This is a genomic window from Paenibacillus sp. JT31N11 (genome assembly GCF_056269285.1).
Genome location: NZ_JBWDNQ010000003.1, coordinates 415,189 through 428,507, shown reverse-complemented (window position 1 = coordinate 428,507; position 13,319 = coordinate 415,189). Strand labels below are relative to the sequence as shown.

Sequence of the window (13,319 nt, the reverse complement as noted above, 5' to 3'; positions counted from 1 at the left end):
TGTCTATGTTTGCATGTTGATAGGCATAGGCCCCACATAGTTGGACTGTGGACGAAAAATCCGGTTATGCCCGGATTGCTCCAGAATATGGGCAGTCCAGCCCACCACCCGCGCGGCCGTAAAAGTAGGCGTGAAGAGCAGATCCGGCATTTGCAGCGAACGCATGAGCGCAGCAGCGTAAAATTCAACATTTGTATATAACCCTCGTCCCGGCTTATATTCAGCCAGCAGCCTGATGGCGGTTTGTTCCGTGTATAAGGCCAGGTCGAACCATTCATCGATACTCGCCATCGCGCCAGTCACCTCCCGAAGCGCTTCGGCTCTTGGGTCAAGCCTCTTGTAGATCCGGTGACCAAACCCCATCAGCCGCTCGCCCTGTTCCAGCATATTCCGGATGACAGGCTCTGCCTGGGGCTTGGAACCGACCCTCTCGAGCAGCTTGATAACTCCCGAAGGCGCTCCGCCGTGCAGAGGTCCTTTCATGGCGCCAATTGCAGCGCTTACGGCCGAGTAAATATCCGATTCTTTGGATGCGACAACACGGGCGGCAAATGTCGAGGCATTTAGCCCATGCTCCATTGCCAGGATCATATAGGCATTCATTACACGAATATGGGCTGCTGTGGCAGGTCTTCCGAACAAGACATGCAGGTAATAGGCAACATGGTCGTTCTCATCAGCTTCCCCGGGCCATTGTGTGCCCATGATTGAATGATCCCGGTAAGCGATCACGGTGGGCAGCAGCGCTGTAATGCGTACTGCCTGACGGAGCTCGGGAGGCCAGCCGGAGCCGTCTTCTTCAGGAATGAGCGCAGCAACCGCCGACATGACAGTGCTCATGAGTGGAGCCTCTCTGGGTATTGCGTCGAGCAGCGTCTTGAGCTCCGGCGTGAGCCGCCTGTCCCTTGCGAACTGTTCTTTACAGTTCGTTAATTCAGCTGCGTCCGGCAGATGGCCCCGCCACAGCAGACAGGCGGCCTCTTCAAACGAATATTGAACGGCCAAATCCTTGGCCCAATAGCCCCGATAGACCAGTTGACCTTCCAATCCATTTACATAACTGATCAGAGTATCTGCGGCTACCACATCTTCAAGGCCAGTTACACTTGGCTTTTTCATCACTGATATCCTCCTCGATTTCGATTGAGCTATTACGTTATATCCAGCTTATCAGCATTTTTCGATAAACAAAACATCAACAATTATATCGACTATATAAATAATATCTATCATTAGGCTAATAAAAAAGCACACCCGGCGTAATTGCCTACCGGATGTGCTTGTCTGTATGGATATGAATTAAATTCCAAGCCATTTTTTGAACAATTGTTTGGTGGTGTCCTTGTTGATCGCCGCTATGGAGGTCGTCAGCGGAATACCTTTCGGACAGGCGCGCACACAGTTCTGCGAGTTGCCGCAGCCTTCGATACCGCCATCCTCCATCAAGGTTTCCAAACGCTCCGCCTGATTCATCTCGCCGGTTGGATGCGCGTTGAACAGCCGCACCTGCGAGATTGCCGCAGGTCCGATAAAGCTGTTGCGGTCATTGACGTTCGGACAGGCTTCCAGACATACACCGCAGGTCATGCATTTGGACAGCTCGTACGCCCACTGGCGCTTGGTTTCCGCCATCCGCGGACCAGGACCCAGATCGTAGGTGCCGTCAATGGGAATCCAGGCTTTCACCCGTTTGAGCGCATTGAACATCCGCTCGCGGTTGATGACCAAATCGCGCACGACGGGGAATGTGCTCATCGGAGCGAGTGAAATCGGCTGCTCCAGCTTGTCAATCAGGGCGCTGCACGCTTGACGCGGCTTGCCGTTGATTACCATGGAGCATGCGCCGCACACTTCTTCCAGACAGTTGGATTCCCAGCATACCGGGGCCGTATTTTGTCCATCCTGCTTCTTCGGATTACGCTGAATTTCCATTAACGCGCTGATTACGTTCATATTCGGGCGATACGGAATTTCAAAATGCTCCGTGTACGGCTGAGAATCCGGAGAATCCTGACGCGTAATGTTCAGCTTTACTGTTTTTGCTGCCACAGTCGTTTCAGCCATTGTTCATTCTCCTTTCTATTTTTCTTTCGAGTAATCGCGTTTACGCGGTTTGATCAGGGAGACATCCACATCTTCATACGAAATTGTCGGACCTTCAACCGTCCACGTCGCTTTGGTCGTTTTCAGATAATCGTCATTGCGGTCCGGGAATTCCGGCTTGTAATGCGCGCCGCGGCTCTCGTTGCGCATAAGAGCGCCCAGCGTCATCGCCTCGGACAGCTCCAGCATATTCCACAGCTGACGGGTGAACGCCACGCCTGCATTATTCCAACGCGAAGTATCATTGATATTGATGTTGCTGTAGCGCTGCTTCAGTTCCTTGATTTTCCCGATTGTCTCTTCCAGCTTCTTGTTGAAACGAACGACCGTCATATTGTTGGTCATCCACTCGCCAAGCTCCTTGTGCAGCACATATGCGTTCTCGGTGCCGTTCATGGCCAGAATGCCTTCATATTTATCGGTTTGGCGCTTCTTCTCGCGATCATATACGGTTGATGAAATGTCATCCGCCGATTTCTTCAAGCCCTTGATATATTCTACGACCTTCGGTCCTGTGATCATGCCGCCATAAATCGCCGAGAGCAGCGAGTTCGCGCCCAGACGGTTCGCGCCATGGTATTGATATTCGCATTCTCCGCAGGCGAACAAGCCGGGAATGTTGGTCATTTGGTTGAAGTCAACCCATAATCCGCCCATGGAATAGTGAACCGCCGGGAAGATTTTCATCGGAATTTTACGCGGGTCATCACCCATGAACTTCTCGTAAATCTCAATGATTCCGCCGAGCTTGACATCCAGCTCCTTCGGATCCTTATGGGACAGATCCAGATAAACCATGTTCTCGCCATTGATGCCCAGTTTCTCGTCAACGCAGACGTGGAAGATTTCACGGGTCGCAATGTCACGGGGAACCAGGTTGCCGTAGGCCGGATATTTCTCTTCAAGGAAATACCACGGCTTGCCATCTTTATAGGTCCAGATCCGGCCGCCTTCGCCGCGGGCCGATTCCGACATCAGGCGCAGCTTGTCATCGCCGGGGATGGCTGTGGGATGGATCTGGATAAATTCGCCGTTGGCGTAATGCACGCCCTGCTGATACACAGCGCTTGCTGCGGTACCTGTGTTGATGACCGAGTTGGTCGTTTTGCCGAAAATGATGCCTGGGCCGCCGGATGCCAGAATAACCGCATCGCCCGCAATGGTATGCACTTCCATGGAGCGCAGATCCTGCGCGGTTATGCCGCGGCAGACGCCATCGTCATCCAATACGGCGCCCATGAATTCCCAGTGTTCGAATTTCGTAACCAGCCCGGCTGTTTCCCAGCGGCGCACCTGCTCATCCAGCGCATACAGCAGCTGCTGGCCGGTTGTTGCGCCTGCGAAAGCCGTGCGGTGATACTGGGTGCCGCCAAAACGGCGGAAATCCAGCAGTCCCTCAGGTGTACGGTTGAACATAACGCCCATCCGGTCCATCAAGTGGATAATACCCGGCGCCGCATCGCACATCGCTTTAACCGGCGGTTGGTTCGCAAGGAAGTCGCCGCCGTATACCGTATCGTCAAAATGTTCCCAGGTGGAGTCGCCCTCCCCCTTCGTATTCACCGCGCCGTTAATACCGCCCTGCGCGCATACGGAGTGAGACCGTTTAACAGGAACAACCGAGAAGAGATCGACATGAAGTCCGGCTTCTGCCGCTTTAATTGTAGCCATCAGACCGGCGAGTCCGCCTCCGACGACAATAACTTTATTTTTAGCCATATTTATTCGCTCCTTGTCCTAAAGCTAAACGAGATTCGTCATATATGAAGCAAGAGAAGCCGCTTCCTTGAACTCATCCCCACGGAAGGAGAAGAGCGACAGCAGAAACAACAGCGATACGAGAACGAATACACCCATCCATATTCTGGAGGAGATGCGCTGCGCACGAGGTCCGACCGTAATGCCCCAACTCACAAGGAAAGCCCACATCCCGTTGCTAAAATGGAATGTCGCCGCAACGACGCCGATAATGTAAAAAACAAGATAGAAGCCGTTGTTGGTAATATCGTGCATCAGACCGCCCAGCTGTTCATGAGTGACTTCGCCGATCATAACCTGGTAGCGCGTTTGATACAAATGCCAGAAAACGAAGATAAATGTGATAACCCCCGAAATCCGTTGTGCCGCAAACGCCCAGTTGCGTCCATACTGAAACCGCCCGGTGTTAACATTGGACTGGTACGCAACGTACAGGCCGTACACGCCATGGAACAGCAGCGGCAGCCAGATGCCGAACAGCTCCAGGAAGAAAACAAGCGGCAGGTCATTCAGAAACTTGACACTGTCCTTAAATCCCTGCGGGCCGCCCTCAAAAGCTGCATAATTGGTCAGCATATGTTCAACAATGAACAAGCTGAGCGGTATCACTCCAAGCAAAGAGTGAATCTTGCGCGATAAATACGAATTTCCTTTCATAACGTGTGCGTTCTCCTTTCGCAACTGTGAGTTGCTAACATTCGCCAATCTTCGCCAAAACCATTCTCCATTGTAACTCCCGCCCAATTATGCGTCAACAATTAGCATGACACATTTTATTCACAGTTCACATAATACTCCTTTTACACTTATAATGGAATTGCTTATTATTCATTAAAACTTATAACAAATACACATATGTAAGGAAAGGGTTGAGGGAATGCTTGAAGAATTGAATGTGTTTGCCATCATTGTGGAGCAATCCAGCATGAACAAGGCTTCAACCGCGCTTAATTTATCCCAGCCCGCTCTGTCGCGGAAAATTTCCAAGCTTGAGCAGGACTTGGGAGTCGAGCTGTTCAAGCGGGTCGGTAAAAGATTGGAGCTGACGCGGATCGGCCGGCTTACCTATGATTACGCCATCGAGACCAGACAGCAGCATCTAAGGTTCCTGAAGATGCTTGCCGAATACAAGACTGCGGGCCGCTCCTCCCTGACGATCGGCGCGAGCCTGACCACCCTGCAGACGACGCTGCCCGATCTGATTCAGGCGCTGACGCAGCAAAGCTCGGAGCTGGACATCAAGGCCATCACCGGCAAAACGCATGAGATCGTTTCGCTTGTCCGCGACCGCAAAGCGGATCTGGGCATTGTCGCCTCCCAAATCGACGATCCGGGGCTGCGCTGCGTCCCCCTGTTCGAGGATCACCTGGTGCTGGTGCTGCCGCGCAATCATTTTGTGATGGACAAGGGCGAGCCCGTCATTGGCGATTTGAACGGCATGCCGATGATCCTGTTCTCCAAAGGCACCTGGTACCGTATTCTTACGGACGAGCTGTTTGAAAAATATCATCTCCTGCCCGACGTCAGAATGGAAATTGACTCCTTCGAAGCGATATTGCGCCTGCTCCATACATGCCGCGCCGGAACGCTTCTGCCCAAATCATATTTGCGCGAGCAGATGCTGAGCGACAATGACCTGATCAGCGTCACGATCCGCGAGCTCAAGGAATCCAAGCGCACCACATCCCTGATTCATGCCGAGACGGACAGCTTGAGTCCTGCCGTCCGCTTGTGGATTGATGAGATTGCCAAGCTCTACAATCCGCGAAGAAACGGCTGATGCTGCCCCGATGCTCCAACGATAATATAGAACAAAGATCGTGGGACGCACTTGGACAATAAGTTAAATAAAACAAAAGGAGAAGGCAGCTTCGGCGCCCTCTCCTTATTATTTGCCAATTTCCGCTTCCGAATCCATTCCGAGCTTTCGGGCCACCCAGGCTGTCGTGCTGGCCTGTACCAGAATCGTCAGCATAATGGCCATAAAGGTTACCGATGCAATAATATCGGCGTGCTTGACCCCCATTCCCGCCAGCATGCCGGATAAAGCGGCCGGTATGACGCCAGTCTCCCGCACCCACATCATGAAGGTCATTTCCTTCAGGCTCCACCGTGACTTGCGGTCCGGCAGCGCGGAAGCAAGCACGGTCGCAGGACGGGCAATGACCATCAGCACAAGCACCGCAATCAGGCTCTGCCACCAATAATCGGCCAGCAGCCTGAAATCCACCTGGCTGCCGAGCAGGATAAAGATCAGCATCCGCATAATAACGGTTATATTATCGGAAAAATGATTGATCTCTTCCTTTTTGTCCGCCATATCCATTCCGAAGGATTTCGAATTCCCCCAGATCAGTCCCGCTACAAAGGTAGCCATAAATCCGCTCACATGCAGCATGTCGCCAATCAGATACGCGCCAAGCGCAGTAGCGATCATGGCGATGGTTGTGTAATCGCGCAGCACACCAATGCGGATGTGGGCAACCAGACCGACTATAATAATCCCCAAAGCCAATCCAACGGCAATGCCGCCGAATGCCGTCCGGATAAAATCCCAGGTAATGACGCCGGCAGAAAGCGCCGAATCTCCTACAGCCGCACTCAGGAGAGCGAACGTAATAATCGATCCTGTCGCATCATTAAAAGCTGATTCACTCTCAACCGTTTCGCGGACCCGATTACGAATTGTCACTTGCCGGAACACAGGTATGATAGAAGCAGGGTCTGTGGAAGCGATGACCGATGCGGCAAGCAGCGCATACAGCCAATCAATGCCAAACAGCAAATGTACCGCCGCCCCGACAATGCCAACCGTTATCAGCACGCCGGGTACGCTGAGCAGACCAACCGTCCAGCCCACCTGCTTTAGACCCTTCAAACCGATATTTCTCCCGCCGTCGAACAAAATGATGGAAGAACCGGCTATAAGGATCAATTGATTAATCAGCGAGCTGCTTGACTCATTAATCCAGTGGAAACCCTGCCCGATTGCCATTCCCACGATTATATACATGGCAACATCCGGCAGCCGCAGTCTGGATGCCAGCGTCCCTGCGATCATGCCAGCCGTCACAATCGTGAGCAGCAGTAAAAACAAGTGATGAATTGTTTCTGTAGTTGATGTCTCCATTTGCCGCTCTCACGCCCGTTTCATAATGAAGCAGTCGCTGATTTCCCCCTAACGGGTAACGGACTCCTCGAATTGTTCAATCTGTTGGTTGGTCCCGATGACAACCATGACATCCTTCTCAGCGAGCACATCGGTTGCAGTAGGAGCAATAATGATTCCCCTGGGTTTATTGATTGCAACAATGCTGCAGCCGAATTTGGCTCTGGGATTAAGATCCTGCAGGGATACGCCGTTAAGACATTTTGGCACCGCCAGCTCGGCAATTGTATAATCCTTTGATAATTCAATATAATCAAGCAGATTAGGCGACACCAGCTGATGCGCGACACGAATGCCCATATCCCGCTCCGGATAGACTACGCGGTCCACCCCGATTTTCTCCAATACCCGACCATGCAGCTCGCTCATCGCCTTGGCCACGACCTTCTTCACGCCCAGGTCCTTAAGCAAAATAGTCGTCAGAATGCTCGCTTGAATATCATCGCCGATAGCGACAACACCACAGTCAAAATTGCGTACGCCAAGCGACCGCAGCACTTCCTCGTCCGTTGATTCCGCCACGACGGTATGCGTCAGATGCTGACTCATATCCTGAACGGCTTCCTCGTCCTTATCAATGCCGAGCACTTCATATCCAAGCTCCACTAATTCCCTGGCCAAACTTGAACCGAAGCGGCCAAGTCCGATAATGACGAACTGATGATTCTTCATCGTGTAATAATTTCCCCTATCCAATAATAATTTTGCCTTCCGGATGACGATATAATTCTTTCTCCGCACGCGGCCCAAGCGCATAGGCGAGTGTCAGAGGACCCAGCCTGCCGGCAAACATGGTCAAGCAGATAATAATCTTGCCGACCGTTGAGAGCTCCGGTGTAATGCCAAGCGTCAAGCCCACTGTCCCGAAGGCTGAGGTAGTCTCGAACAGGATTTTCAAGAAGGCCTGATCCTCAGTCGTGGAGAGCACCATGGTGACGACAATGACAAGGGAAAGCGATAACAAGGTAATGGTCAATGCTTTGAAAATGCGCTCACGGGCAAGACGGTAGCGAAACAGCACAATATCTTCCCTGCCCCGGATCATGGCAATAACCGCACCGATTAGAGTCGTGAAGGTTGTGGTCTTGATTCCGCCCCCGGTAGAACCCGGCGAAGCGCCGATGAACATCAGGATAATGGTCAGGAACTGCGTGGCCTGCCTGAGAGAGGCAAGGTCAAGCGTATTGGCGCCTGCTGTACGCGGAGTAACCGACTGGAAGAAGGAGGCCAATATTTTGCCGCCCCAATGAAGGGAACCGAGTGTCCTGGCATTGGTGAACTCGAATATAAAAACAACAACCGTTCCGAATACAATCAGAAAGCCGGTCATAGACAGTACTACTTTGGAATGAAGCGAAAGTTTCTTATTATTGCGATATTCAACGAGATCCGAGATAACAATAAAACCGATCCCGCCTGTTATGATCAGCAGCATCGTCACGATATTGACCAAAGGATCATCAACATACTCCGTAAGGCTTACATACGGAACCCCGAACTGGCCGAATAAATCGATGCCCGCATTATTAAAGAATGAAATCGCGTGAAAAATGCCAAAATAAACTGCCTTGCCAAGCGGCATGTCAAACGACCAGCGGATGGCAAAAAGGACAGCGCCAACGAGCTCAATGGTCAATGAGTACAAAATCACTTTGCGTATGAGACGCACAATGCCTTCCATGCTGGTCTGGTTCATCGCCTCCTGCAGAATGAGCCGTTCCTTCAGGGATATGCGCTTGCGCAGAACAAGAGCGAACAAAGTGGCCATGGTCATAAAGCCGAGACCGCCAAGCTGAATCAGCATCATAATAATGATTTGGCCGGGAACCGAATAGTGGCTGCCTGTATCCACAGTCACGAGCCCCGTCACGCACGTTGCCGTTGTTGCTGTAAATACCGCGTCGATAAATGGCGTCGGCAAGCCATCCCGCGAGGCGAAGGGCATGGAGAGCAGCAAGCCTCCAAGCAAAATAATGAACGCAAAGCCCGTTACCAATATACGGGGCGGCGACCATTTGGAAATATTGAAAAAAGATAGCATCGTAGGATTTGTCCCACCCCTCCTGGCTATTTGCGCGCACAAAAAAAGCACTGGAAGCCCAAGTGCCAATGCGTTTGAGTCCTGTTCCACGAAGCCTGCGAGGTTAGCTGACGGATTCGGGCTTGAACAGCTGCCCTATTCACTAGCAGTTCAAAATTACGCTGCTTGTTGAAATTCACCCCGTGCTGTCCTTTAATGAAATCGCATAAGCTTAAGCGACCCGTTCAAGACAGCTGTATGGTTCCCCCGTTTTCATTTCGAAATTCGGCTTTTTATATGCGATTGATACACATTATAATTGCATTGTTCTGGAAAAAACAAACGACAATTAAGGAGGAAAGGAACCGTTTTCAGGCAAAAAAGACGACCCTCGGGCCCAAATCGGCACATCCTGTTCATTATTGTCCATTTAACTCGACCACAAAACGTATTTGCGAGCATTCGCATGGATATTATCGAGACAACTATGATAAGGTAGATGTATGCGGTTTACTGCTTGTATATTGAGATTAGAGGTGCAAACATGAATGATTATCAGCTGCGGCCCAACTGGAAATTCTATGCATGGTTAGGCGTCATTGGCATTGTTATTTATTTGCTCGTACAAGTTGTACCGCAAACCTCGGAGTCTTTTTTTGACTCGGGCAGCAAGAAGGTAATCGCCAAAAGCAAAGCCGAGCAGATTGCTGAGGATTTTGCCCTGCAGCAATTCAAGCAGCTGCCGGAGAGCATTCATGCGGTTCACCAATCCGATTCGATGCTTTACGGTTATCTGTCCAAGGAGAAGCAGACCGACACCTATGACAAAAAGTATGACAGCCGCTTCCCCACCGACACTTTCCAGGTCACGGCGGCGATGCCTGACGGCAGCCAGATTTTTATTTATGTGCATATGCAGGATGCCAAGGTCGTCGGCTGGAACCAATACAAGGAGATCCATACCACTATACCGCAAGCAACCCAGATTAGCGACGCTGCTATGAAATATGCCGTCTCCCAAGGATTTAAAGCCAATGAACTAAGCATGACCAAGGCAGACCCGGAAACAGGCAGGATCTCGTACAAGGTTAACGGCTATACGATCGGAGAATCGCAGCTGATGCTTGCGATGAGAACAGAGAAAACAAGCGATGGAGCGCTGATCATTGCCGAATACAAGCCCGGCTTCACGGTTCCGGCCAGTTATTCGAGCTATGTCCAGGCCCAGCAGAAGCTTGCTTCTTTCCTGTCCCTGCTCGGCAGCATTCTGCTTTCCTTTGTCCTGTTCGTCATTGCAATCGTCTATGCCGCGCTTTACCGCAAGCATTCCTCGTTTACACGCGGTATTGTACTGACTCTGCTGTTCCTCGTTATGTATCTGGCGAATGATTTCAATCTCATGGACGGTCTGCTGGCGAGCGCCGGCGAGGACCCTAATGCGATGGCCTACGCGGCCATTAATGTCGGCATTACCTGTGTCGTCACGATTGTGATGGGCATTGCCGTTTATTTCTCCCTTGTCGGCGGCGACGCCCTGTGGAACTCAATGGGCAAACGTATGTGGCCGCGAATGGGAGAGGAGGGTTATGGCGATCATGTATGGCGCAGCATGTGGCTCGGTTATCTGATTGCTTTCCTGCTGCTGGGACTGCAGACCGTCATCTTCATCGTGTTGGTGAATGTTACCGGCGCATGGTCAACCTCGGATGTCACGCAGTCTCCATACAACCTGGGCATTTTGTGGATCTTCCCCATGCTGGCCTGGTGCGCCGCCATTTCGGAGGAGGCTTTGTACCGTTTTTTCGGAATCGGCCTTTTCAAAAAATGGTTCAACAATACATTCGTCGCTTCGCTTATTCCCACTATCATATGGGCGCTTGGCCATGTTACATATCCGATTTTTCCTTCCACCACACGGCTGCTTGAATTGACCGTTATCGGGCTCATCTTCAGCTTCATGTTTTTGCGGTACGGTTTTCTCACGGTCGTATTCGCCCATGCCGTATTCGACAGCATCATGATGGCCATTTCCCTGATCTTCACGGGAACGCCGGGCAATATCATCATGGGCATCGTCTACATCCTGCTGCCTATTCCCATCGCATGGGGACTGCGTTACCTGCATGACAAGAAAAAAAGGACGAGACCGCTTATTGCGGCTCCTCCCTCAACGCTTCAATGATTTGTGCGGCGAGCTTCTCGCCGATGGACAGAGGCCGGAAATCTTCAATTCCGGCTTCTTTTATTTTTTTGATCGAGCCAAAATGCTTGAGCAGCAGCTTGCGCCGTTTCTCCCCGATCCCGGGGATGGAGTCCAGCTTGGACGCGATCATGGACTTGCCGCGCTGCTCCCTGTGGAAGGATATGGCAAAGCGGTGAACTTCGTCCTGAATGCGCTGCAGCAGATAAAACTCCTGGCTGTCGCGCGCAAGCGGCACGATCTCCGCAGGGTCCCCCATCATCAGCTGAGCCGTCTTGTGCTTGACATCCTTCACCAGGCCGCAGACCGGCACATACAGGCCAAGCTCGTTCTCCAGCACATCAAGCGCCGCCGATATCTGGCCTTTGCCGCCATCTATAACGATCAGATCAGGAAGCTGCAGCCCTTCCTTGAGCACCCGCTCATAACGCCGCCTGACCACCTCGCGCATCGTTTCGTAATCATCGGGCCCCTGGACCGTTTTCACCTTGTATTTGCGGTATTCCTTCTTATCCGGTTTCCCGTCCGTGAATACGATCATTGCAGAAACCGGATTCGTGCCCTGGATGTTGGAATTGTCGAACGCCTCAATGCGGCGTATCTCAGAAAGTCCAAGCGCGGCGGCCAGACTCTCGGAAGCCTTCAGGGTGCGCTCCTCATCCCGCTCAATCAGCCTGAATTTCTCATCCAGTGTGACCTTGGCATTGTTGACAGCCATCGCGACAACATCGCGCTTGCGCCCGCGCCGGGGAACGAATACTTTGACCTTGAGCCATTTCTGCAGAGAAGAGCCGACCTCATCGGCCACGGTAGCCGGCAGCGCTTCGTTTTCCTCATCCTCTCCGGACGTCTGTAATGAGGCGCCGGTCACATCGCTTACGGATGCCGGCAAAGTCTCATCATTATCATTATCGGCTTTGCCAGTCTTCTCCGGAGCTGTATCAGGCATCTCTCCATCCCCGTTCAGAATGTCCTGCTCCTGCACGGCATCAATCTTGTCAGGTTGCGGCTGTTCCTGCATTAGAGCCGCCACTTCAGGAGCGGGCAGCAGGATTTCCTTCGGCAGCGCCGGATTATCGCTGTAATATTGAGTCACGAATGTCATAAAGTCATCATAAGCCTCGCCATAATAAGGAAATGAGGTCGCTCTGCGCTCAATCAGCTTGCCCTGGCGCATATACATGATCTGCACACACATCCAGCCCTTGTCGGTGAAATAACCGAACACATCGCGGTCCATTGCGTCTGCTAATGTGATTTTCTGTTTCTCCATGACCGCATCGATTGCCACCAGCTGATCGCGGAATTCCTTGGCCCGTTCAAATTCCAGCTCCTCGGCGGCTGCGGCCATTTTGGCCTGAAGCGTCTTCTTCACCTCATCGTGGCCGCCGTTCAAAAAACGCGTAATTTCCTGGGTCATCGCCTCATAGGTTCCGGGAGCGATATCGTACTCGCATGGCGCTATGCATTGGCCCAAATGATAATATAAACATACCTTGTCAGGCAGCGTATTGCACTTGCGCAGCGGATACAGCCGGTCAAGCAGCTTCTTCGTTTCCTGCGCGGCATAAGCGTTGGGATACGGCCCGAAATATTTCCCCTTATCCTTCACGACGCGGCGCGTGACTTCAAGCTTTGGATGCTTTTCATTGGTTATTTTAATATAAGGAAAGGTCTTATCATCCTTAAGCAGAACATTATAACGGGGATGATATTGTTTGATTAAATTGCATTCAAGGATAAGAGCTTCCATATTGCTGGAAGTCACAATATATTCAAAATCGCGGATTTCCGATACAAGCTTCTGCGTCTTCCCGTCATGGCTGCCGTTAAAATACGAGCGGACGCGGTTTTTGAGCACCTTCGCTTTACCTACATAAATTATGATGCCGTCGGCATTCTTCATCAAATAGCAGCCGGACTGATCCGGCAGCAGCGCAAGCTTGCTGCGGATTCTTTCATCCGCCAGCCGCCGCTCCACGGCAGATTCGGCTTTCAATTGTTCTTCCATCCCGTACTCCTCCTGGCCATTTCTTCACCTCTCTATTGTAGCACATCTGTTCCCACGA

The 13,319-nt window shown here is 51.7% G+C and carries 10 protein-coding genes and 1 riboswitch; of the genes, 2 read left to right on the top strand and 8 right to left on the bottom strand.

Features of this window, described 5'->3' with window-relative positions; all coding sequences use genetic code 11:
- Positions 1-3 precede the first annotated feature (3 nt).
- The 4 genes from AC0YNV_RS14525 to AC0YNV_RS14510 form a co-directional block, all read right to left on the bottom strand.
- Positions 4-1,119, bottom strand: coding sequence for a citrate/2-methylcitrate synthase (locus AC0YNV_RS14525; protein WP_475768705.1), 1,116 nt, complete (start codon positions 1,117-1,119; stop codon positions 4-6).
- A 180-nt stretch (positions 1,120-1,299) separates the two neighbouring features.
- The gene (sdhB, locus tag AC0YNV_RS14520; RefSeq protein WP_475768704.1) at positions 1,300-2,064 is read right to left on the bottom strand and encodes a succinate dehydrogenase iron-sulfur subunit; all 765 of its coding nucleotides are present in this window, start codon (positions 2,062-2,064) and stop codon (positions 1,300-1,302) included.
- Between the two features lie 15 nt (positions 2,065-2,079).
- A complete protein-coding gene (sdhA, locus tag AC0YNV_RS14515) occupies positions 2,080-3,822 on the bottom strand; it encodes a succinate dehydrogenase flavoprotein subunit (RefSeq protein WP_210038436.1) in 1,743 nt (580 codons plus the stop codon).
- A gap of 24 nt (positions 3,823-3,846) precedes the next feature.
- Positions 3,847-4,518 carry a succinate dehydrogenase cytochrome b558 subunit gene (locus AC0YNV_RS14510; protein WP_475768703.1) on the bottom strand — a complete coding sequence of 224 codons (672 nt, stop codon included), beginning with the start codon at positions 4,516-4,518 and terminating at the stop codon, positions 3,847-3,849.
- A 220-nt stretch (positions 4,519-4,738) separates the two neighbouring features.
- Here AC0YNV_RS14510 and AC0YNV_RS14505 point away from each other — a divergent pair, with 220 nt between their 5' ends.
- The gene (locus AC0YNV_RS14505; protein WP_210038434.1) at positions 4,739-5,641 is read left to right on the top strand and encodes a LysR family transcriptional regulator; all 903 of its coding nucleotides are present in this window, start codon (positions 4,739-4,741) and stop codon (positions 5,639-5,641) included.
- A 108-nt stretch (positions 5,642-5,749) separates the two neighbouring features.
- Here the strand turns inward: AC0YNV_RS14505 and AC0YNV_RS14500 are convergent, their stop codons facing one another.
- Genes AC0YNV_RS14500 through AC0YNV_RS14490 form a run of 3 tightly spaced genes read right to left on the bottom strand, consistent with a single transcriptional unit; the run spans position 5,750 to position 9,071 of the window.
- Complete coding sequence (locus tag AC0YNV_RS14500; protein WP_475768702.1) at positions 5,750-6,991, bottom strand: cation:proton antiporter; 1,242 nt, start codon at positions 6,989-6,991, stop codon at positions 5,750-5,752.
- Between the two features lie 48 nt (positions 6,992-7,039).
- Complete coding sequence (locus tag AC0YNV_RS14495; RefSeq protein ID WP_210038432.1) at positions 7,040-7,702, bottom strand: potassium channel family protein; 663 nt, start codon at positions 7,700-7,702, stop codon at positions 7,040-7,042.
- A 16-nt stretch (positions 7,703-7,718) separates the two neighbouring features.
- Positions 7,719-9,071, bottom strand: a complete 1,353-nt coding sequence (locus AC0YNV_RS14490) for a TrkH family potassium uptake protein (RefSeq protein ID WP_475768701.1) — start codon at positions 9,069-9,071, stop codon at positions 7,719-7,721.
- A 77-nt stretch (positions 9,072-9,148) separates the two neighbouring features.
- A riboswitch (cyclic di-AMP (ydaO/yuaA leader) is annotated at positions 9,149-9,351 on the bottom strand.
- A 243-nt stretch (positions 9,352-9,594) separates the two neighbouring features.
- Between AC0YNV_RS14490 and AC0YNV_RS14485 the strand changes: the two genes are divergently transcribed.
- Positions 9,595-11,232, top strand: coding sequence for a CPBP family intramembrane glutamic endopeptidase (locus AC0YNV_RS14485; RefSeq protein WP_475768700.1), 1,638 nt, complete (start codon positions 9,595-9,597; stop codon positions 11,230-11,232).
- Here AC0YNV_RS14485 and uvrC read toward each other — a convergent pair.
- Complete coding sequence (gene uvrC, locus AC0YNV_RS14480) at positions 11,201-13,261, bottom strand: excinuclease ABC subunit UvrC (protein WP_475768699.1); 2,061 nt, start codon at positions 13,259-13,261, stop codon at positions 11,201-11,203. The genes AC0YNV_RS14485 and uvrC overlap by 32 nt on opposite strands.
- Positions 13,262-13,319: the final 58 nt, after the last annotated feature.